Consider the following 21162-nt stretch of genomic DNA (forward strand, 5'->3'; position numbering starts at 1 on the left):
GAGACTGGAGATGAGATCGCTGGCTCTGTGTTTCGACAACGAGCCGCTCCGGTCTGTCTTGGATGGCGAGGCGGTGGCCGCCATGCGGCCGCGCGTGCGAGGTCGCTATAGCCCACGGAGCGGCTACTCCGACGGCGAGCTATCGCGCATCGTTACGGCGGCTCGAGAAGACGTCGCGAGGATGGTTCACCGCCTCGAACAAGCTGGCGACGCCACGCCGCCGCCTTCGGACATGCTGCCGACGCGGCGCGCCGAAGCGGAGCTAGTGTTCCTGACCCAGCGCGATCTGACACCGATGCTCGTTCTGTTGATTGCCAACACAGGCTGGAACGTCGAGTCGATCAAAGAGCTCCCGAGTAGTCACAGAGTCATCGAGGGTTTGGCAGTCGAGGTCGACCTCCAGAAGCGTCGACGTGGGAGCGGAAACTGGCATCACACCGAGACGTGGGAGATCGGACCACCCGGCAAGGAGCTACTCACGCCCGGGGGTACATACCTGCTCCTCCACCGCCTCATGAGCGCGGCGCGAGCCCAGATGGCGGAGCCCGCCTTCTGGGCACTATGGCACGCAACGGGTAAGGGGCCCCGATGTCGAAACCCGTTCGCGCGCTCACTCCGTGGAGGCCCACACTCGAGTCGTTGGGTCGAGCGAGCGAACATTCGTTCCGATGGTTCCCTGGACGGCGCTGACACTCTGTTGCAGCTTGACTTCAACCGGTTGAAGACCAGCGTGGATGTGCGGCGAACTCGTCAGATGGGTGGTCACATGCCGTCCTCGCCTCTTAGCAATGGCATGGAGGTTCTGTTCCGCAACTATCTTGCCGGGGACGCGTCGACCATCGACTGGTCAGGCGACGTCATGTCTGAGGCGATGAATGATCTCCTCGCCACCGCTCGGAAGAACCACCGGGACGCGCTTGCGATGCAAGGTCGTACTCAACTGAAGGTAAATCCCACCCGAGTGGCGGCGACCCAGCCGGATGAAACCGTGGACACGGCCTGGGCCGCGTGCGTCGACCACGAACACCACCCGCTCACGGGGCGGCGCTGCACTAAGTCCTTTCTGTCGTGCTTCCAATGTGCCAACTGCGTCGTGACAGGCGAGCATCTGCCACGTCTGCTGTCGCTCCTAGACGCACTTGAGCGCAGGAGGCGCGAAGTCTCCGAAGCGGACTGGTGGAGCCGGTACGGCGCCACATGGGCGACCATCCGATACGAAGTCCTCCCAAAGTTCACTGAGGCGGAGCTCGCACACGCTGACCAAGCGAAACCCGGCGACAGCTACTTGGACCTCGTTGAGCCGAGGTGGGAGCGAGGATGACCGGCCCACAGAAGCGGCGCGCGCTGGGGGCTGAGCAGAGCTTCGTGCTCCGGGAACGCCCCCTGCGTGACGGCTATGAACTGCGCGACACAGCCCGCTACGCGGATGCTGAGTGGCAGCTCGCTCCCGCATCGGTCCAGAAGCAGGCTCGCGGGCTGACACTTCGCTTCAACCGGGTTCCAGAACAGTTCCGAGGGATGCACCGATGGCTCATGTTCACCATGCTGTCGGGCGTTCTTCCCCCGGGCGAAGACCGCGCAAGCATCCCAACGATCATCGCGACCCACTACAGCTTGATCACCTTCTACCGTTGGCTCGACCTCGAGAACGGAGGTCGGCCGATGTCGACCGTCACGGGCTCAAACCTCGAGAGGTACCAACTCCACCTGCTTCTCAAGTACCCCGGAAGCTACGGACGACGGCACGCGCTTCGCGCCGCGGTGCGCTATCTGTGGCGCTATCGACAGTGCCTCGGCAGTGACGGCTTGACGAGCGACCCGATACGAGTGCGCGGTTGGGGCGAGGCGCACTCATCGTCTGGCTCGGGTGAGAACTCGACGCCTCGCATTCCCGAACTCGTGCATAGTCGGCTTCTCGTATGGGCACTGAGGTTCGTCGACGACTTCGCAGATGACATCCTGCAAGCTAGCGACCGATGGGAAGACCTACGCGTTATAAGACGGCGCAGCTACACCCCCCAGGGAGTGACTGCCAGCAAAATCGCGGCCTACCTCCAGGACCGAGTGGACGCTGGCCGACCACTTCCGGGATTCAACGGGCACGTCAACTACGCGGCCATCGCTCGATCTGTCGACTGCACTCGTCGTGCGCTGGACCTCCATGATGAAGCTATTCACAACGCCGTCGATGCTGTCGGCGTCTCCGACTTCGCGTACCTCGGCGTCAGCGTGAGGGGCAAACTCGACGGGGCAGCCTGGACTGAGGGTGTTTCGCTCGATCCCAGTCGGGATGACTCCATCGCCTCGCTAACGCAGGTACTGCAGGCCGCGTGCTACATCGTCGTCGCGTTCCTTTCCGGCATGCGGGACAGCGAGGTGAAGCACCTCCGCCGAGGCGCCTGCGAAGCGAGACTTGATGCGAACGGGGAACCCTACCGTTGGTTCGTCCGTAGCACCGCTTTCAAGGGCGAGCTGGAGGCGGAGGGCGTGCCCGCAACCTGGGTGGTCGCGCCCCCAGTGGCGACGGCGTTGGCAGTGCTGGAACGCGTCCACGACAACCGCGCCCGAGGTCGCAATGAATGGCTGTTCGGGCCCATCAAGTCAGGACCGGGCGCAGGCTCGGCGGGGCGCGGTGGGAACGTCGCAATGACGACGGCCGGAACGAATCGGCAGCTCAACAGATTCATCCAATGGGTGAACGCATACTGCACAACTCATAACCGTGCGGATCGAATCCCCGATGTCGATGGCCGACCGTGGAAGCTCAGCACCCGTCAGTTCCGAAGGACTCTCGCGTGGTACATCGCGCGTCGCCCCGGAGGGTCCATCGCGGGCGCCATACAGTACCGCCACCACAGCATCCAGATGTTCGAGGGCTACGCCGGCACAAGCGACTCAGGGTTCCGTGCCGAGGTCGAGGCCGAAGAGGCGATCTTGAGAGGCGAGACGCTTCAGGCCCTCATCGACCAACACGAACACCTCGATCTGTTCGGTCCGGCGCGAGCCGACGCAGCCTCGCGCCTGGCCGCGCTCGCGCAGGATCCGGGCTTCGCTGGGCAGGTGACGACAGATCGACGGCGACTGATCCGACTCGCATCCGCGAAGGGCGCTGAGATCTATCCAGGGAAGTACGTCACGTGCGTGTACAACCCGGACAAGGCCCTCTGTCGAGCTGGCAGACAGCCGACGACCGGTCCAGACCTCAATGCCTGCAAGCCGCTCGCTTGCAAGAACGTCGCGCTCGACAGCGCGAACATCTCGGCCTGGCTTGAGGAGCTCACGGAACTCGATGTGGCCCTCTCAGCCCCCAGCGTGCTGCCTCCCGCGCTGCTGGTCTCACTGCAGGCTCGTCGCGACCAAGTTCAACGGCTCCTCGCAAACTCACAGAACGGAGCTGGACATGACCCGGCGCGTGAACTTGCCGACTGACGAAGATGTTCGCCGCGAGCTGTCGAAGCTGCAGTTCGAGGACGCCGTCATTCCAAGCGCAAAACGACTCGCTGAGAAGCTCGGCCTGGCGAACTCGACCTTCTGGCGCTATTTTCCGGAGATCGCGCAACAAGTGGCTGACGCGCGCCGGGAGACGCGCGCCACCACCCCGCCGAAGACAGTCCAAAAAGCAAGTGAGGAACCGGCGCTTCGCGCTGAGAATGCACGGCTCCGGAAGCGCCTTGAACTTGCCATTGCGCACATTCATCGACTGTCGGTTGAGAACGAAGCCTTGCGCGAAGCGGTGGGCACTTCAGGAAATATCATCAAGTTCCCGTCGCGCTAGCAAGCCGAGACTCGTACCCGCCTCCCGTCGTCGTCGCGCGGCTACCGAACTTCCTCGGGCAGGCGGGTCTCATGGGACACGCGCAGGTACGCGATCCCGTCGTCCTTCGATGGTTCGATCTCCAGCCCGTGCTGTACGAACTTCATCCTGTGTTTGGCGTTTTCGATGATCTGCGCCCAGGTGACCGCACGAATCGGCATGTTCCCGGACTTCAGCGTGGATGCCCAGGTAGCCGTCTTCGTCCAGCTGGTTCTTCGCTTCGAGCATGATGATGTCGCCGATGATCCAGATCTCCCACGAGACGTCCACGGCCTCGAAACCCGGGTCGCGTCCGACGGCCACGGCACACTTGTTGGCCTGCAGCAACCCGTCGTCGTTGATGTGCACGATGGGTCTTCAGCTCGATGACGAGATGTTCCCGCCGGCTGGCGCTCTGCGGCACAACTGAACTCAGGATGAGGTCGACCACGACCCTCTTCCCCTCGGCATCCAAGACCTCTGCACCGGTGTCGGCCACAGTGATGTCTTCCCGGTCGAAGGGCGCCCAGGTGGTCCCGCAGCGCCTCCGTGAGGCTCTGGTCGTTCACGGTGAGCGCGTACTCCTCACGGAGGATCCAAGTCTCCTCGGCGAGGATCTTGTGCAGTTGACTTCGCTCGCGAACGACCTTCTTCGTCTGCTTTTCGAATACGAGGTGCTCGAGGCCGCGGATGAAGTCGAGGCGGTCTGCGACGGTCTTCGCCATAGAGACGATGGAACTGAGCGAGGTTCGTTCCAGCAGCGCGGTTAGGTCGCGCAACTCCTTCTCCGGCATCTCAAGGACGTCGTGGAGGATGGAGTGCTCTCTGCCAGATACCCTGCGGTGACGGAGGGGCAGCTCCCGTGCCCTATGCGCGAGGTCCCAGGGCACGTGCCGCCCATTTGTGCAACGGCGCGTTGCGGGATTGTCGGGGGGCCGTCGCTATCGTGGGTCCATGCCTCGCAGCGAGTCCGCCAGCGCGTACGACCTTGCCGTTACGGCCGCATCGACGCTCGAAGCGCTCGACGCCGCACTGGGACCGCGTGGGGCCCTGCCGCCCGAGCTGGCACACATCCCGGACCTCCTGGCCGTCGCCGTGTCCGACCTATACGCGCTGGCGGCCGCGCTCGAGAGCGGCGCCGACGCCGGAGGCGGCGACCAGGTGCGCTTCAGCCACGAGCGCGGGTCGTGACGTACTCGCGCAGCCGCGCGATAGCCTCATCGTCGTCGCCGGTGGTCGCGGTGCGCGCGATGTCGTAGGCGGCGATGAGGGGGTCGGCGACGCCGGCGCCCCAGGCTGCAGCCGTTGCCCAGATGGTCTTGTCTGCGGGTACGACGACTGCGGCGGTGTAGTCGTCCGCCGTCGCCAGGGCGAACCCGTGGCGGGCCAGGTCGATGGGCTCGGTTGAGTAGCCGATGACCTTCTCGGGCACCCGCCACGCGCTGATGGCGTCTGCGGCGTAGTCGCCGGAGAGGAGGGCGCCCACCTCCTGGAGCGTGCGCGCCTGGTCTACGAGCTGTTGGTCCGACCACCAGTAGTAGGTCTGGCCGCCCGGGCCGGGGTAGGTGGCGAGGAACTCGTCGAACAGGGCTCCTGGGTCCGGTTCGGCGGGGAGCTTGCGGAGGGCGGCGGAGACGGAGCCCTGAGTGGCGCCGGCGAGGGAGGCGAGGGTCTTCTGATCGGGGCGGTCCCGGAAATGGCGCAGGAGAGCGCGGGTCACCGCGAGCCGCGCGTAGGGCTTGGGTCCGCGGCCGGTGCTCTCCGGCTCGTGGGCGTTGCCGCCGAGCGGGTGCAGGGTCCCCTCGTGGATGAGAGCGTCGTCCAGGATGAGGGTGAGCTCCGGGTGCGCCAGGGCGAAATCTACGGCGGATGGGGATGCCCGGTGGGAGCACACCACGACGTGCTCCGCTCCTCGTAGTGCCGCGTGCAGCTCGGCAGGTGACGGGGAGCGTCGACTCTGGATGACCCGCGCGTCCTTGTCGTTCACGCGGATGCCGGGGCCGGCGATCTCCACGTTCGCACCGAGGGCGCGCAGGAGCCTAATGATTCGTCCAGCGTCCACTATCTCCCCTTAGCTCGGGCGGCACCCATTACCTCTCCGTATCAGAGTCCGCGGAATATCTGCCAACTCTAATACGCGCGGGGCTCAGGCAGCACCGACCCTCAGCAGGCGTCGCGCGAGGCCGGTGCCCCGGTCGAGGAGGGCCGGGAGCGCGGCCGCGGCGGCGCCGGTCGCCGCGATCAGCTTGTCGTCGTTCAGCCGAGGGTGCCGGTGTAGTTGTCGACGATGACGACTGCGCGGCGGGCGGGATCCTCACCGGCCCAGGCCTGGGCAGCGGCGACCGCTTCCTCCTTTGAGGAGTACACCCCGATGGGCCCGGCGATGTCGATACCCCACATTGGGGGCCAGTCGGGAGCCGGTGGCGTGTTCATGGCCATCAGCCCGACGTACACGATGGTCTTGCCCGTCGCCTGCGACTGGGCGGCGACGGATTCCGTCAGTGCCACGTAACCGGCGATGTAGCTGTCCGTACTGTTCGCCCCGGAGATGAGGTTGCCGGTGGCAGCGAAGATGGTCCGCCCTGCCGCTTCCAGCACCTCGGGCGGGGCGGGAGCGTCACCGGCGACGAACACGAAAGCCCCGTCAGGCATGGGGTAGGCCCGGTCTTCGAACATCGCGGGGCCGGCGTTGATCTTCTCCGCCACGTCCGCCGGCACGACATCCCCGGCAACCAGCTCCGCGCTGGGTGCCGCGGTGGGTGTGGGTGTGGGTGTGGGCTCCGCAGTGTAGACGGGAGGCTGCATGGGTTCCGGTGAGCTCTTCGGCGAGCATCCGGCGATGCTGAGGGCGGCGACGATGAGGAACGCTGCGGCCACCGGAGTGGCGCGGCGGGCTGCGAGTGTGGGCAAGGGAGGCCTCGGTTCGTGTCGGCGGGTGGTGATCGCGGTCTGTACTGGGTCGGCTACCAGGTGGACATGATGCCGAGCACGACGAGGGTGAGCACTCCGGTGAGCACCCCAAGCCGGGACAGCCAGATGCCTGTCTCCCCCGCGGACCGTGCGGACGTGAGCCCGAGGGCGATGGCGACGATGCCAGCGGAGAGGACGAGGAACGTCGGGGCGGGGGTCGTGCCGACTGCCAGCAGCAGCGCAATGAGGCCGGTCACGAGCGCTGCAATGCTCAGACCGCTCGTCGTGGGCGGTTTCGTGTTGGTGGTGTCGCTCATGTTCATGAACCTACTTCGTCGCTGAATGGGCGTTGTCCGCCCAGGTGAGTAGGGACGAGGAGGCGGGACGACCCACTGGCCTTCGAGGCCGCGCACCGCCCCCGGCGACGCGAACAGGGGCCCGCGACCTGCACACACATCGGGGGCTGTGCGCCAGCGCGCCCTCGGGCCAAACGATGCGAGCCCGGTCGGTACCGGTCGGCCAACCGTTGGCCCGAGGTCTCCGACTACGTCACCCGTTCACAATCTGCCGGGGAAGCGCAACTAGCTGCGTCGCCGCGCGAGCCTCCGCCGCATGCTCCCGGCACAGTGTCGTGCACCAGGCGCCGTCAAGCACGGTCCGCGCCGGCGCGCCGCACTCCTCGCAGGCGTGCAGTGAGTCGGCGCGGGCACGGAGGATCGCGGTCCTGAACGCCGCCAGGGACCCCTCGTCGAGGTCCTCGGTGAGCTTTGCGACGACGTCCATACCGCCGCCGTCCTGCTTGACCTGCCAGATCACGTAGCCCGGGGCGAGCGCTGCGAGCTCCTTGTCGAGGGCGAGCAGCAGCCCGTGCCAGCCGGGCCCGATCCCGATGCGGCCGTGCGACGGCATCCGGGCGGTGATCGGTGAGAGGTCCACGTTCCCACTATGCCGGAGCCCGGAAACTAGGGCCCTGCCCCTCATGCTGTCCGCCGCGCTTGCCGTTCGCGCGAGCGCTCCCGGAACAGAGGTCCTGTCCGCAAGCTGCGTTCCACGCCCGGACTCCAGTCCAGCCACCCTCGACGCTTCCACTGGATGGCCACAGTGAGGCGAAAGTGCTGGCGGGCCCTAGACCGCGCGGCGTTATTCATCCCCTCGGGCCAACGCGGAAGCGCACCAGCATCCTCAGGGACGACCGCGCGGAACAGTTCACTGAACGTCGGCCCTCGTCCGGTACGTCGCCGGACGCGCGCGACGTACACGGCGGCCGCTAAACCCCATTCATCGACGGCCTCGTCCCCCGTAAGGGCGACGAAAGCGTCTAGCCACGCTTCGGGCGGCCGGGATCCAGCATCCCGCCACCAAGTAGGAATCGATTCGATGGTCACGAGTTCTCAACAATCAGGGCCAACGCGTACACGGGGCTGCGTATCGACTGTCGGCCCGGGAGACGATACGCAGCAGCACACGTGCAGGCCGAGTAGCGCGGTGCGCATCTCGAGGCGTGAATGTTTCGTATGGCCATCCAAATTATGCCATACGGACTAGGCAGTACCGAAAACGCTCGCTAGCCAGGCTTGTCGAGTGACCCGGAGAGACGACCGCACCGATGCCGATTGGAGCGTCTACGCAGAACGTCTCGGGACGGAGTTGCAGCGGGCCCGCCTTCGTTCGGGACTCAGTCAGGAGCAGGTCGCCTACCGCGCCGGAATGTCGCGATACACCTATCAGAAGTACGAAAAGGGCGAGTCACGACCCGGTACGGCGGCCAACCCCACTCTGCGGTCAATGCTCGCCATTGCCCAGGTTCTCGAAATCCCACTTCACGCGATGCTGCCCGACGAAGCGCCTGATCTTCGTGTTCGCTGAGTCAGCGAACCACCGAGCTGATGCAGACAACTTCCAACCGTCCGGCCACCCCCTAGTAGGACCAGTCAGCTATTGAACCGGCCCACCGGCGATGTGTGACGGGGGCGCTCAGGATGCTCGCAGAGTCCAGGGGCCGGTCACCAAGGATGACGAGCGCGAGCCGTCACGTCGCCGGAATGGTGGGGATGGCCCCGGAGACCCTGCGGTTGCCGCAGCGCCGTTAGGTGATGGACGCCGGCGTGAAGCCCCTTGTGACGACCAAAGCGCCGCCTACGCGCAAGCGGTCGCGGTCGCAGGAGATCGTCGGGGTGCGTATGGCCAAAGGGACCTTGAGTGCTGCGAGGGCGCTTTTCGCGTAGGAGATCCGTTGGGGCGAGATCACCCGCGAGTAGCGGCGGACCAGACGGGGGCGCTGCTTGACGGTTCAGGCGTTTCCGGGTCGGCGCTCGTTAAGCGAGGACCTCCACACTGCGCCCCGATCCGATGGCCTTCTTCGTAATCTTGATTCGACCCGCCTCTTCGAGGCGCTTGAACACGGTGTCGATGGACGGAACGTTCCCGGGATAGTCGAACTTCGAGCCGGGTCCTTCGGCAAGCTTGTCGTAGGGGGTTCCGAGGGCGACGAGAATCTCGACAACGCCAGCCGGAGAGAGATCCTTTGCCGAGAGCACCAGCTGGCGCATGACAGCGCCCGCAGCCTTTGTGACGCGCGCAATCCGCTGAACCTCGTCGAGCGGCAGCTTGACTGATTCCGCACGGGCGAACTCGCCGGCGGCCCGGAGTGCCGGCGCGTCATCGTCTGGGACGTACTGCGCAAGCCCGTCCACCACCATGCCCCTCAAGCGCTTAGGCGTTGTCCCGCTGAGGAACTCGGCGACGAAGCCCTGCAGGATCGCCGGCGACATGAACTCTGAGACGTTCTTCGAAGCGTCGAAGGCCTCGGACATGGCCTTCCACCCACCAGGCGCAAAATGAGAGAAAGTCGCCAGGTCATCCACGAATAGCCCTGCTTCTAGGCCCCGAGCCAGAAGCTGATCCTGACTGGGCGCGACGGAGACCAGGTCGAAGCCGTCGGCGGGCGACACTTGAGCGGCCAACGCCACTCGGGCTTCTGCCGTCAAGTGCTCATAAGCATTCAACAGGCTGACTGCGAACCCAGCCCGCGCATCGTCGTCCAAGTCATCGACTGCCTGCAGTTCGACGGGCCCAGCAGCGCCTGGCGCCAAGAGGCCAGCAAGATGCTGATCGACGCCGTATGCACCCTCGTACGCTACTGCGTTCGCGGCAGACGGCGAGATAAGTCGCGACTCCGCCAGCATGGGCCAGCAAGATTCCGGAACATCCTGGAGGTCAGCGATCATCACGCCGACAGCGCTGCCGTCGATGACCGTCTGCAGCTGCTCGTCCGTCCAAGAGTTCACCTGCTCGTTGAGGACGTCGATGAGCACCCGCTCTGAGAGGACCAAGCTTCCGTCGGACTTGTCCGACTGCATCGCCTGGAGGTAGTCGTCGATCCGCGAGCGGCAGTGCGACCACACGTGCTCGTTCTTCCTAACCTCGTCGAGTGTTGGAGCGTTGTCGATGCGAAGCGCTAGCTTCAGGTTTGGGACGCTGATTTCGTACATGTGCGCGGTCACAATGCGCTCGCGTAGCGGCCTGGCCATCGGGCTCAGATCGGGGATGACGAGTTCGACTGCCTCGAGGATCTCGAAGACCCGCTCGGTTTGAGCTGACGCGTGCGACGCGGTGATGGCCTCCATACGTGGGTGATAGAGGTCAAGGAGCTCCGTTGCTGCCTCGCCGAGCTCGTAAGAGTCGACGGACCGCGCCCCCAAAAGAGCCACGTCGAACATCCTCAGCCGTGTCTCCACGTCTGGCATCGCGGGATGCCCAGCCAAGTGCTCGAACAGGGAGCGCCATGGGTGCGCAGCGAGGTGCCCGACGAGCGCCGAGTGCTGTGCGTCAGGCGTGTTGAAATAGGCGTCCAGGAATGCCTTCACATCCTCGTGCGTCTCGTGGGACGCCAAGTACGCCGCGACCTCCTTCGCCCCCTCGGGTCGGTGGGTCAACAGGTAGTCGACCACCTCGATATTCAGCGCGCTCACGGTGCTCGTGAAGTCGGAAGGCACTTGCTCGAGCAGATTACGTACGGCGTTCTTCGATGTGAAGTGGTAGTCGAGATACATCTCGTTCGGCTGGACGCTGTGGTTGTAGAAATAGGCCACGTCGACCCCAACAAAGCTGCCATAGAAAATCGCTGAGTACTCGGCGTAGTTCCGTGTGATGAAGCCCCGACGAACGAGATCACAAGCGAGCTTGGACTGGAGTTCGTCCGTAATCCGCTGTTCGAACCGCATCAGGTCCTTCGGAACGCGCTCGTATCCGGCGAGCTCAACAAAGTCGGCACCACGCAGCGTCGCGATGTCCTCGTCGTAGCGTCGACGGAGACGCTCGTGCTCTGCCGGATCCGGGGCGAGCCAGGTGGCGGGACTGTCAAGCTCCGGGAAGAGGCGTTCAATCTGTTCGGCGGTGGTGGTCACGGATCCGACGTGCAGCTCCTGGATCGTGATCGACTTCGTTTTGGCCACGTTAGCCCAGAACTCGACCGTGTCGACATCATCGAATACACCGCTCCATTCGCCAACGCTGAGCGTGAACGCCCGTCTCCGCTGGTTGGGAAACACGCCGTTCATGTCGCGCAGACGGCGGCCCAGGATCGCCGCTGTTTCATTCCTGCGCTTGCGTAGCTCCTCAACCCTTGCGCGGTCCCGGCGAGCAGCCTGCAATCGCTCAATCAGGGAGCGGACGTCGTCCCGATGATGCCGTTCAAGTACGTCCAAGGTGCTCGTGGACTGTGCGATGTCCTCAAAATCGGCCATATGAAAGTTCTTGTACGCAACGAGCGCGAAGAGGTGGTCGGCGGTCATGCCTGGTGCAGGCGTTCCGGTCCAGAGGAGACGCTCGACGAATACTGCGAACTCGTTGCAGATGTTGATCATCAGGCGCATGTCTGTGGTGTCGCGTGCGACCAGATCGAGCAGCGGACGGGAGACGAAGTCCTTCGGGAACCCAAGGTCGCGCAGCGCGTCAGCCAGGTGATCGCGCGCGTTCCGGTGAGAGAGGAACGGCACGATTGGGATGACTAGTTCGAAGAATTTCGTGCGGTTTGCTCGACGAACAGCCTCGGCGGCGACGTCCAGTTTTGCCTTGACCGCGGTCCTCGCAGCAGAAGTCTCCTTCCCCTCCGCCGCGTTCCGGTCTGGGCCCGTCTCGTCCAGCAAGTTCCGGGATTCGGATTTCCCTTCTTTCGGGTCCTCGTCCTCGGGCCCTGGCTCCGCGCCAAGCTGCTCGAAGAGACTGTCCTTGATCGCATAGATGAAGCGGAGCGGTTTCGCCCTGTCCTTCCAATGCGCCGAGGCGTTGATCAGTGTGTTGAGTTCACGCAGGGAGTCGAAGATCTGCGGGTCATCGAATCGGTCGAGATCCTCGAAGATCACGAAATCTGGCTCCACCGCGTCGAAAAAGGCGACGATCTCGTCGAGGAAGCTGTCGAAATAGGTCGTCGGTCCATCGCCGAGCGCAATCTTCGTGCTACCAGTGGTCACCTCGGAGACGATCCTGTCGCCGATCACCCATCGCAATCCCCACGCCCCGCAGAGAACGAAGCAGAAGAAGGCCAGCCCCAGCAAGACCTGAGCCTCGGTCGTCAGCCCATCCCCCGGCCAGCCGTTCGCAGGGCGCACTCCGAGCAGCCAGAGCAACGAAAGGCCGATGACTGTGACGCTCAACGCTTGGGCGAAGGCTCGCCACCGTGTGAGCGGCTTGGGGCGTGCGAACCTGGAGCGGCGGACCTGGCCGGGCCGGAGGCGGTAGACGAGCTGCTTGACGAGCTCCTTCTGTATTCGGTTCGTCAGGTCTTCATCATCGTCGTCCGGCCCGAGCGTACTAATGCTGATGCGGACGGTCTTGTCGCGGTGATTTCGTTCGAACTGGTCGAGCACGCTCGACTTACCGGCGCCGTAGCGGCCGGTGAGGGCGATGTTCCGGTTCCTCCTCTCCTGAACGGCATTCTCGAGGTGCCGCACGTAGACGCTGTGGTGCGCGTCTTTGTACTCGGGAGCGAGCGTCCGGAGCTTGAGGTCCTTATTGGGCGAGCCTGCACCGGGTGTTGCGTTGATGGCGGCGCCAGGTGCCTCGCCGGATGCGGCACGACCTTCCGTGCCGAAGCTCAGTTCTCTTGTGTCACTGCTCACCAGCGGTCGCCTCCGCCTGCTTGAGGATCAGTTCGGTCGCGGTGACCTCCTGGTCCGGCGGATAGCCGTGCTTGAGCAGGAGCCTCTTGATGCGCGTGCGCAGCTTAGCTCGCACGGTCTCCTTGAGGTTCCAATCCGTCTTTGCATCGTTACGCACGATCTCGGTCAGCTCGTGGGCGATCTGCTTCATGAGGCCCTCCTCCATCACGAGCTTCGCAGCTTCGTTGGAAGACAGCGCGTCGTAGAACGCGAGTTCGTCCTCGGAGAGGCCGGTGCGTTCACCGCGCTCGCGCTGCGCCTTGATCTGCTTGGCGATCTCGACGATCTCCGCAACGACCTGCGCCGCGTCGATGGCGCGGTTCTGGTAGCGGTTCAGCGCCTCGGCAAGCATTTCCGAGAACTGACGCCCCGCGACGACGTTGCGCTTGGCGATGACCTTCACTTCCTGGTTGATCAGGCGCCGAATCATCTCTAGCTGAAGGGTCTGGTTGTCAGCGGTCTCGAACTGCTTCGCGAAGGCGTCGTTGATCAGCGAGATATCGGGCTTTCCGAGTCCGGCCTCCGCGTATATATCTATGACGCCGGACCCGGCCATGTGATGGCTGACGATCTGGCGGACCGCGGTGTCGAGCGCTGCGTCGTCGTCCGCCGAGGGCCGGTCGGCGCCCTCGATCTTGGCAATCGACTGGCGGACTGCGTCGAAGAAGGCGACGTCGTCGCGGATCGCCTCGGCCTCGTCCGAGGTCGGCACCAGTGTGTAGAGCTGCTTGAGTCGGCGCATGTGCGCCATGAAACGCTGCTTGAGCGAATGCCCCTCCTCGCCTTCGAACTCGCCGGCGTCGCCGTGCGAAGCGTCGATCTGCTCGCGCTCGGACTCGAGCAGGTGGTCAACGATTGCCGCCACCGCGTGCAGGAAGGCTTTCTCGCTGCCGGAGCCCAGGATTGTCACCCAGTCGATGCCGTGGAGCATGTCGGACACGACGCTGTGCTCGGCGAGCATCTCCGGGATCGCCGAGCGGCGCACGTCGTCGCCAATCGCTCGGCCATCCTTGTCGCGCTTGGTGTAGGTCTGCAGGGCGTCGCGCAGGTTCTCCGCGATTCCGATGTAGTCGACGACCAAGCCGGCCGGCTTGTCCTTGAACGTACGGTTCACGCGGGTGATGGCCTGCATCAGCGACGCGCCGCGCATCGGCTTGTCCACGTACATTGTGTGCATAGGTGGCGAGTCGAAGCCAGTGAGCCACATGTCGCGCACGATCACAAGCTCGAGCGGGTCTTCAGCGGCACTAGCGCGGGCCTTCATCGAGTTGCGCATCTTCTTGTTGCGGATGTGCGGTTGGAACTCGGCGGGGTCGGTCGCATTGCCGGTGATGACGGTCTTAATGACGCCCTTGTCGTCGTCGTCGTCATGCCAGTCCGGGCGGATCTTCACAATCGCGTCGTACAGGTCGACCGCGATGCGCCGAGACATCGTCACGACCATGGCCTTACCCGTGAGCACGTCGCGCCTGGCCTCCCAGTGCTCGACGATGTCGGCGGCGAGCTCGGCGATCCGTTTCTCGGAGCCGACGATGGCCTCGACCTTCGCCCACTTGGACTTCAACTTCTCATCGACGCCCTCGCTAGCCTCCTCGATAATCTCTTCGAACTCCGAATCGATCTCCTCGCGGGCAGCCTCGGGCAGCTCGATCCGCGCGAGGCGGGGCTCGTAGTAGACCTTGACCGTCGCGCCGTCCTCCTGGGCGTCGGTCATGTCGTACACGTCGATGGTCGTACCGAAGATCTCCATCGTGGAGCGGTCGCGCTCGTCGATGGGAGTGCCGGTGAAGCCGATGAACGACGCGTGTGGGAGTGCGTCGCGTAGGTGCCGCGCGAAGCCGTCTATGACGTCGTAGTTCGAGCGGTGCGCCTCGTCGACCATCACCACGATGTTTTGGCGATCCGAGAGCAACGGGAACTTCCGACCAGCATCGCGGTCGGCCTTGGAGAGCCCGAACTTCTGGATCGTCGTGAATACAATGCCGCCGGACTCTCGACCAGCCAGCAACTCCTTGAGATGCGCGCGGGAGTCGGCCTGGACCGGCGCTTCCGGCAGGGGGGAACCGATCTTGGAGGAGGCGAAGGTGTCGTCAAGCAGCTGGTCGTCGAGGTCATTACGGTCGGTCAACACGATGATCGTCGGATTCTGCATACCCGGGGCGCGCATGACTTTTCCGGCGTAGTAGGCCATCTCCAGCGACTTGCCTGAGCCCTGGGTGTGCCAGACGACACCGATGCGGCCGTCACCGTCGACGGCGCGCAGCGTCTCGTCAACGGCCTTCTTAACCGCCCAGTACTGGTGGTACTTCGCGACGGCCTTGCGGGTGTGCTCGCCGTCGCCATAGGTCGCGATGTAGTTGCGGCAGAGGTCGAAGAACACCTCCGGGCGGAAGAGTCCCTTCGTCAGGACCTCGATTTCCGGCAGCTTATAGCCTGCGGGGTGTTTCGGGTCCTTCACGACACCGTCGATGGTCTTCCACGGCGCCCAGTGGTTCCACGGGGCCGAGAAGGAGCCAGCCTTGGCGAACAGACCATCTGAGACGACCGTGATCTGGTTCCACTTGAAGACATCGGGGATCTGCGCGCGGTATGTCTGCGTCTGGCGGTACGCACCCTTAACGCTGGCGTACTCCTTGCCGGGGCGCTTGAGCTCGAAAAGGGCCATGGGCAGGCCATTGACGAACAAGATCACATCCGGCCGGCGCTCGTGCTTCGGCCCCATAATCGTGAACTGACTGACCGCGATCAGATCATTGTTCTCGACGTCTTCCCAGTCGACGAGCCAAGCACGAACGGTGCGCAGGGCCCCTTCGTCGTCACGGTACTCGACCGGCACCCCCTCGAGGAGGTACTTGTAGGCCCGCCAGTTTTCAGTCTCGACGAGCGGTGACTCGGCACGCTTTATGGTGCTGACGACATCCTGGACTGCGGACCCAGCCAACTCGGGGTTCAGCCGTCTGACAGCCTCGGCGACGCGACCTTCGAGGATCGTGTCGCGGTAGTCGGAGCGCTCCGCGTGCGGCTCGCCCGGGGCGATGGCCGGACCGTGGACGGTCACCCAGCCCAACTCGCGCAGATCGCTGAGGACGATCTGCTCGAGGTCGTACTCGGTCATGCCCGCCATCACCCCACCCCAGAGCTTTCGCCGACTCGGACCTTGCCGGACATCAGGAGTGGTAGCAGCTCATCGCGCGTGCGGGTGACGTCAACGGCTTCGGAGGCAAGATCCACGCTGGCCCGCCAAAGCTCCTCCAGTTGTGCCTCCACCCGTCCGCGAAGCTCCGCAGGAGGGACCGGGGTCGGCATCGAGCCCACATGCGCCCAACTGGCGCGTGGCATGCGGGTTCCGCCGCTACCTGCCATGGCGAAGTCAGTGAACTCAGGCCGAGCCACGAGAGCATTCACCGTTGCCGCACCCCATCCTTCTTGAGGGCGGAGCACCCAGATTTCCGTCGAGCAGACCCCGTCAAACCCAGGTCGATCAAACTTGCGAAAATACGGACGCAGCTTTCCATATAGAACGTCGCCAGACTTGAACCGAGACTTGCCGCTACTGATACCCGCAGACCTTCCCGATCCAGTCAGACCCTCACCGTCAGTGCCGAAGTGCTCAAGTGCGACATACGGCGCCGCTGCGTCCAGGTCCGCAACCTTCACGGCCTCGCGACTCAGTCGAGCTACTTCCTCGAATGGGACCCACTGTGGGCTTCTGGTGGCGGCGGCGTAAAGCGCGGCCGAAAGCTCCCTGATTCTGGCGATTTCAGACCTGTTGTGATCCGCCAGCTCATCGAGTGAGCTGAGCAGATCAGCGACTCGCCGTTGCTCATCAATCTCCGGATGAGGAACTGCCAGCCGAGAAAGATCCGTTGCCCTGATGCCCGCTGCGGCAACCTGCTCGACGATGGACTCCATCAAGACGCGCCCGGGAGCCGAACGGAAGAAGTAGTAGTAGAACCGGCTGTCGGCGACGGTCGGATCGAGACGAACGCGAATGAGGTGGCTCTCGAACGTCATCGGTTCCGGGGCATCCTTGATCATCGATACTTTCCCAGCACCTGCCAGGGTCAAGGACTGGCGAGCAAAGAGCAGGTCGCCGGCTTGAAGAAGCCACAGGCCAGGGTTTCGAGCGGGCAGTGGGGCGCGCTCCATTTTCTGATCAGAGATGAGATCGAAGGCGAAGATCTCTTTCATGTTGACGAGGAGCGCGCCAGAGCCTCGCGTCTTTGCGGGAGCCATGAGGCCGTTCTTGGATGGGACGCCGTACAGATCCCCGAAAGCGACTGTGGGCCACTCAGTCATGAGCGCTGCCCAGTGAATCGAGAAGCGAGAGCACTCTTTCCTGCGATTCCTGCCGCTTCTCAAACCCAGCGCGGAGCGCAGACGCCAGCCGCACGATTTTTCGATCCAGCGGCTCGCCATCCTGTTCCCCGTCCTCAGCGCCAACGTAACGGCCGGGCGTGAGGATGTACCCGTGCTTTGAGATCTCCTCTGTGGTGGCCGAGTAGCAGAATCCGGGGATGTTCTTGTAGGGCTCACCGTTGCTTGTTTGACTACCCCGCCACGCGTGATACGCGTCGGCGATCCTGTTTAGGTCGGCCTCATCGAATGCACGTCGAGTACGGCTCTCCATGAACCCGACCTGACGGGCATCGATAAAGAGGGTCTCTCTCTCCCGCTTCCGGGTCTTCGAGCCGTTCGGGATCCCCTTCTTGTTCTTAGTCAGGAACCAGATGCACACAGGAATCTGTGTGCCGAAGAATAGCTGCGGCGGGAGCGACACGATGCACTCCACGACATCGCCGTCCACGAGCGCCTTTCGAATGTCCCCCTCGCCGTTCTGCATGCCGGACAGCGACCCGTTCGCCAGAACTGTGGCCATTGTTCCGGTCGGTGCGAGATGGTGCATCATGTGCTGGATCCAGGCGAAGTTCGCGTTCTGCACCGGAGGGACGCCGTACTGCCAACGACGGTCCTGGCGAAGCTTCTCGCCCTTCCAATTGTCGTCATTGAATGGCGGGTTCGCGATGACGAAGTCTGCGCGCAGGTCGGGGTGCTTGTCCGCATGAAACGAGTCCCCCCACTCCGGGCCGAGGTTCGCCTCGATGCCACGAAGGGCGAGATTCATCTTCGCAAGGCGCCAGGTGGTCGGGACCGACTCCTGGCCATAAACGGAGATGTCCGCGTGCGTGCCGCCGTGCGCCCGGACGAACTTGTCAGCCTGAACAAACATGCCGCCTGAGCCGCAGGCGGGGTCGTACACGCGCCCGTGGTACGGCTGGAGCATCTCGACGAGCAGCTGCACGACCGAGCGGGGCGTGTAGTACTGGCCCCCGCGCTTGCCTTCCCCACCAGCGAACTTGCCAAGGAAGTACTCGTAGACACGTCCAAGGACATCCAGGTCCTTGTGTTCCTCGGCCGTCAGATCGTTGCGCGAGAAGACGTCAATGAGACCGCCAAGCATCTCGGGAGTGAGTTCCTGGCGCGAGAACGTCTTCGGCAACACGCCCTTAAGGCTCGGGTTCTCCCGCTCGATGGCTTCCATGGCCTTATCGATCCGGCCGCCGATGTCCGCCTGCTTGGCAGCCCTCTTCAAGTCGGCCCAGCGGTGACCCTCCGGGATCCAGAAGACACCTTCGGCCGTGTACTCGTCCCGGTCCTCGAGGATTGACAGCTTCGCCGCCTCGTTGGGCATGAAGTAGTCCGAGGACTCGTCGTTGACGAGGCGCACGAGCTCGTCGTGGCGGACCATGAAGGTGTCCGAGACATACTTCAGAAAGATCAGTCCAAGAACGACGTGCTTGTACTCAGCCGCGTCCATCGACGACCGCAGCGCGGTTGCTGCCTCCCAGAGGGTCTCCTCGAGTGACTGCGTCTGCTTGTTCTTCGGGGGCACTGCGCTCCTCAGGCTTTGACGAAGCCAAAGTCGGCGTCGTACTGGTGTCCTTCACGCCGTCCGCGCCGGAAGTCCTCCAGCGCGTCGACGTATTCTCATGCTATCTAGCGGCCCAGACATCGAACCTGAATACGAGTCGACTAGCTCTCTACTTGGCCACTAATCAGGCCATTTGTATGGACGTCCGCTCGGTCGTGAAATCCACTCCGTCCAACACGAATCGGTGCCGTCATGTCTGGCCCCCAACGGGCTCGCTGCTTCGCATACTGCTGTTCGTTCAAGGCACCGAGCATGGCATGAGTCCTCACGTGGGCTGGGCTTGATGGTTCGATGATGGATCGCCCCCCAGCTTGAAGGACGACGCCGAGCCGGGTTAGGCGCCGCCGGGTCACCGTCGGCTCCTCATCGAGGAAGGCCACCGCCACAACCGCGTACCGGAGGGTGTTGGAGCGATCCAGCAGCGGCTGGTCACCGCTCACGACCGCAAGTCGACGACCCGTAGCCGACCCCGTCCTGCGGTTGCATGTGGGCGCTGTCTCTTCTGCGACGCACCAAACACTGTCCAGTCGTACACAAAGCACCACGAGCTGGAATCGTGCGGGAAAGACCGCGCTCGCACCGGCCCGCTGAATCTGGATGACCCCGTTCTCCAGCGGCTCGCGCAGTGCGTCGAGGGCGCCGCCGGCGAACTCGCCCGCCTCATCGAGGAACAGCACGCCACCGCTGGCCCGCGCGATCGCCCCGGGACGGATCACACGGCTTCCCCCGCCGACGAGGGCGGCGACGCTGGCGGTGTGGTGCGGCGCCTCAAACGGCGGTGTGCGCTCCAGCCGCACGACCCCGGCACCACTGAGCGAGCGCACCGACGCCGCCTGAAGTGCCGCAGCGTCATCGAGGTCGGGCAGGATGCCGGGTAGCCGACGCGCCAGCATGGTCTTTCCCGCGCCCGGCGGCCCGCTCATCAGCACGTGGTGGCCACCGGCGGCGGCGAGCACGATCGCGTCGACCGCATCCCGCTGCCCGATCACCTCGGCCAGCTCGAGCACCGGCGCGGGCGCGTCGGCGGGTTCGGCGGCGCCGACCGGCACGAGGTCACGGTCTTCGACGTCGAGGCCGTGCCAGCGCAGCACCTGCAGCAGGCTGACAGCGCCGAGCACCTCCATCCCCTCGACCAGCTCCGCCTCGGCGCGGTTCGCGTGCGGCACGGCCACGCGGGTGATGCCGGCGCGCGCCGCGGCGAGCACGGCCGGCAGCACCCCGGGGACCGGTCGCAGCCGTCCGTCCAGCCCCAGCTCCCCGAGGTGCACGGTGGCCCGAAGCGATCGGGGGTCGAGGCTCTGTTCGGTGGCCAGCGCCGCGACGGCGATGGCCAGGTCGAACCCGGCGCCCTGCTTGGGCAGGCTCGCCGGTGAGAGGTTCACTGTGATCCGCCGCCGCGGCAGCTGCACGCCGCTGTTCTCGCAGGCATTGTGCACGCGCTGGTGCGCCTCACCGAGCGCCTTGTCCGGGAGTCCGATGATCTTGAAGTCCGGCGTCTGGCGTGACAGGTCGGCCTCGACCTCGACGAGTGCGCCGTCGAGCCCGGTGAGGGCGACGGACCAGGTGCGCGCGACGGTCATCGCAGGTCCTGCAGATGCTCGAGCACCGCCGTGGCCGGATCGTCCCCCGTGATCGCGATCACATCGAGTCGGAGCATCCGCCCCTGCACGACATCGGGATGGGCGGCCATCCACGCGTACGCCACCTGCCAGAGGCGCCGGCGCTTGCGTTCGTCCACCGCTTCCAACGGGTGCCCGAAGGCGTCGGAGCGCCGGGTCTTCACCTCGACGAGGATCAGCTCGCCGCCTCGGGCTGCGATCAGATCCAGCTCGCCCTGCGCGCACCGCCAGTTGCGGTCGAGCACCTGCCACCCGGCATCCTGCAGGTGCCGCGCCGCTCGCGCCTCACCCGCTCGCCCACGCTCGTCCTTGGCTGCCATGCAGCGATCGTGGCGCGCTGTGGCCGGCCGCGCGGGGGCGCATCGGCGCGCCGTGGACGCTCAGGTCCGATCGGCGCCTGAGGAGAAGGCGCCGGCCTCAGGAATCGAGCGAGAGCTCCTCGGGCAGGTGGAAGTCCCGCCGCGTCAGCTCCTCGACGTTGACGTCCTTGAATGTCAGCACACGCACCGACTTCACGAACCGGTCGGCGCGGTAGATGTCCCACACCCACACGTCGGTCATCGAGATCTCGAAGTAGAAGTCGTGCTCGGTGTCACGACGCACCACGTTCACCTCGTTGGCGAGGTAGAACCGGCGCTCGGTCTCGATGACGTACGCGAACTGCGACACGACATCGCGGTACTCGCGATACAGCGCCAGCTCAAGTTCGCGGTCGTAGTCCTCGAAGCCCTCGTCATCCATGGTGACTCC

Annotated in this window: 17 protein-coding genes; 5 read left to right on the forward strand and 12 right to left on the reverse strand. The window is 64.6% G+C overall.

Annotated elements, in window-relative coordinates:
* The first annotated feature begins 10 nt into the window (after nucleotides 1–10).
* Genes QNO26_RS08590 through QNO26_RS08600 form a run of 3 tightly spaced genes read left to right on the forward strand, consistent with a single transcriptional unit; the run spans nucleotide 11 to nucleotide 3775 of the window.
* Nucleotides 11–1321 carry a hypothetical protein gene (locus QNO26_RS08590; protein WP_257638441.1) on the forward strand — a complete coding sequence of 437 codons (1311 nt, stop codon included), beginning with the start codon at nucleotides 11–13 and terminating at the stop codon, nucleotides 1319–1321.
* The gene (locus QNO26_RS08595; RefSeq protein WP_257638442.1) at nucleotides 1318–3429 is read left to right on the forward strand and encodes a hypothetical protein; all 2112 of its coding nucleotides are present in this window, start codon (nucleotides 1318–1320) and stop codon (nucleotides 3427–3429) included. Before QNO26_RS08590 ends, QNO26_RS08595 begins: the two co-directional genes overlap by 4 nt.
* Nucleotides 3401–3775: a hypothetical protein gene (locus tag QNO26_RS08600; RefSeq protein ID WP_257638443.1), complete on the forward strand. Its 375-nt coding sequence runs from the start codon at nucleotides 3401–3403 to the stop codon at nucleotides 3773–3775. Before QNO26_RS08595 ends, QNO26_RS08600 begins: the two co-directional genes overlap by 29 nt.
* Nucleotides 3776–3844: 69 nt before the next feature.
* On the opposite strand, the gene QNO26_RS08605 is transcribed toward QNO26_RS08600, so the two are convergent.
* On the reverse strand, nucleotides 3845–4162 hold the full coding sequence (locus QNO26_RS08605; RefSeq protein ID WP_257638444.1) for a hypothetical protein: 318 nt from the start codon (nucleotides 4160–4162) through the stop codon (nucleotides 3845–3847).
* Between the two features lie 585 nt (nucleotides 4163–4747).
* On the opposite strand from QNO26_RS08605, the gene QNO26_RS08610 reads away from it, so the two are divergent.
* On the forward strand, nucleotides 4748–4984 hold the full coding sequence (locus QNO26_RS08610) for a hypothetical protein (protein WP_257638445.1): 237 nt from the start codon (nucleotides 4748–4750) through the stop codon (nucleotides 4982–4984).
* Here QNO26_RS08610 and QNO26_RS08615 read toward each other — a convergent pair.
* From QNO26_RS08615 to QNO26_RS08630, 4 genes are all read right to left on the reverse strand, one after another.
* A complete protein-coding gene (locus QNO26_RS08615) occupies nucleotides 4962–5855 on the reverse strand; it encodes a hypothetical protein (RefSeq protein WP_257638446.1) in 894 nt (297 codons plus the stop codon). The genes QNO26_RS08610 and QNO26_RS08615 overlap by 23 nt on opposite strands.
* Before the next feature lie 194 nt (nucleotides 5856–6049).
* The gene (locus QNO26_RS08620; protein ID WP_257638447.1) at nucleotides 6050–6703 is read right to left on the reverse strand and encodes a hypothetical protein; all 654 of its coding nucleotides are present in this window, start codon (nucleotides 6701–6703) and stop codon (nucleotides 6050–6052) included.
* A gap of 53 nt (nucleotides 6704–6756) precedes the next feature.
* On the reverse strand, nucleotides 6757–7020 hold the full coding sequence (locus tag QNO26_RS08625; RefSeq protein WP_257638448.1) for a hypothetical protein: 264 nt from the start codon (nucleotides 7018–7020) through the stop codon (nucleotides 6757–6759).
* Nucleotides 7021–7252: 232 nt separating this feature from the next.
* Nucleotides 7253–7639, reverse strand: coding sequence for a hypothetical protein (locus tag QNO26_RS08630; RefSeq protein WP_257638449.1), 387 nt, complete (start codon nucleotides 7637–7639; stop codon nucleotides 7253–7255).
* 645 nt (nucleotides 7640–8284) lie between these two features.
* Between QNO26_RS08630 and QNO26_RS08635 the strand changes: the two genes are divergently transcribed.
* Nucleotides 8285–8569 carry a helix-turn-helix transcriptional regulator gene (locus QNO26_RS08635; protein ID WP_257638450.1) on the forward strand — a complete coding sequence of 95 codons (285 nt, stop codon included), beginning with the start codon at nucleotides 8285–8287 and terminating at the stop codon, nucleotides 8567–8569.
* 449 nt (nucleotides 8570–9018) lie between these two features.
* On the opposite strand, the gene QNO26_RS08640 is transcribed toward QNO26_RS08635, so the two are convergent.
* The 7 genes from QNO26_RS08640 to QNO26_RS08670 all read right to left on the reverse strand — a co-directional run bounded on the left by QNO26_RS08640 (nucleotide 9019) and on the right by QNO26_RS08670 (nucleotide 21153).
* The gene (locus QNO26_RS08640; RefSeq protein WP_257638451.1) at nucleotides 9019–12822 is read right to left on the reverse strand and encodes an ATP-binding cassette domain-containing protein; all 3804 of its coding nucleotides are present in this window, start codon (nucleotides 12820–12822) and stop codon (nucleotides 9019–9021) included.
* Nucleotides 12812–15976 carry a type I restriction endonuclease subunit R gene (locus QNO26_RS08645; RefSeq protein ID WP_257638452.1) on the reverse strand — a complete coding sequence of 1055 codons (3165 nt, stop codon included), beginning with the start codon at nucleotides 15974–15976 and terminating at the stop codon, nucleotides 12812–12814. Before QNO26_RS08645 ends, QNO26_RS08640 begins: the two co-directional genes overlap by 11 nt.
* A gap of 8 nt (nucleotides 15977–15984) precedes the next feature.
* A complete protein-coding gene (locus tag QNO26_RS08650) occupies nucleotides 15985–17097 on the reverse strand; it encodes a restriction endonuclease subunit S (RefSeq protein ID WP_257638453.1) in 1113 nt (370 codons plus the stop codon).
* A 55-nt stretch (nucleotides 17098–17152) separates the two neighbouring features.
* Nucleotides 17153–18754 carry a class I SAM-dependent DNA methyltransferase gene (locus tag QNO26_RS08655; RefSeq protein WP_257638454.1) on the reverse strand — a complete coding sequence of 534 codons (1602 nt, stop codon included), beginning with the start codon at nucleotides 18752–18754 and terminating at the stop codon, nucleotides 17153–17155.
* A gap of 140 nt (nucleotides 18755–18894) precedes the next feature.
* Nucleotides 18895–20373 (reverse strand): YifB family Mg chelatase-like AAA ATPase, encoded by a 1479-nt coding sequence (locus QNO26_RS08660; protein WP_257638455.1) that lies wholly within the window; start codon nucleotides 20371–20373, stop codon nucleotides 18895–18897.
* Complete coding sequence (locus QNO26_RS08665) at nucleotides 20370–20732, reverse strand: YraN family protein (RefSeq protein ID WP_257530488.1); 363 nt, start codon at nucleotides 20730–20732, stop codon at nucleotides 20370–20372. The genes QNO26_RS08660 and QNO26_RS08665 overlap by 4 nt, the downstream gene beginning before the upstream one ends.
* A gap of 97 nt (nucleotides 20733–20829) precedes the next feature.
* Nucleotides 20830–21153, reverse strand: coding sequence for a DUF2469 family protein (locus QNO26_RS08670; RefSeq protein ID WP_257493299.1), 324 nt, complete (start codon nucleotides 21151–21153; stop codon nucleotides 20830–20832).
* Nucleotides 21154–21162: the final 9 nt, after the last annotated feature.

It is taken from the genome of Microbacterium sp. zg-Y1090, from assembly GCF_030246945.1.
In the GTDB taxonomy this organism is placed as follows: Bacteria; Actinomycetota; Actinomycetes; order Actinomycetales; family Microbacteriaceae; genus Microbacterium; species Microbacterium wangruii.

Bases quoted from the DNA above. Each gene is read 5' to 3' on its own strand.
- QNO26_RS08590 (WP_257638441.1), top strand. From the start codon at position 11: ATGAGATCGCTGGCTCTGTGTTTCGACAACGAGCCGCTCCGGTCTGTC.
- QNO26_RS08625 (WP_257638448.1), bottom strand. From the start codon at position 7,020: ATGAGCGACACCACCAACACGAAACCGCCCACGACGAGCGGTCTGAGC.
- QNO26_RS08650 (WP_257638453.1), bottom strand. From the start codon at position 17,097: ATGGCTCCCGCAAAGACGCGAGGCTCTGGCGCGCTCCTCGTCAACATG.
- QNO26_RS08645 (WP_257638452.1), bottom strand. From the start codon at position 15,976: ATGACCGAGTACGACCTCGAGCAGATCGTCCTCAGCGATCTGCGCGAG.
- QNO26_RS08670 (WP_257493299.1), bottom strand. From the start codon at position 21,153: ATGGATGACGAGGGCTTCGAGGACTACGACCGCGAACTTGAGCTGGCG.
- QNO26_RS08610 (WP_257638445.1), top strand. From the start codon at position 4,748: ATGCCTCGCAGCGAGTCCGCCAGCGCGTACGACCTTGCCGTTACGGCC.
- QNO26_RS08660 (WP_257638455.1), bottom strand. From the start codon at position 20,373: ATGACCGTCGCGCGCACCTGGTCCGTCGCCCTCACCGGGCTCGACGGC.
- QNO26_RS08665 (WP_257530488.1), bottom strand. From the start codon at position 20,732: ATGGCAGCCAAGGACGAGCGTGGGCGAGCGGGTGAGGCGCGAGCGGCG.
- QNO26_RS08600 (WP_257638443.1), top strand. From the start codon at position 3,401: ATGACCCGGCGCGTGAACTTGCCGACTGACGAAGATGTTCGCCGCGAG.
- QNO26_RS08595 (WP_257638442.1), top strand. From the start codon at position 1,318: ATGACCGGCCCACAGAAGCGGCGCGCGCTGGGGGCTGAGCAGAGCTTC.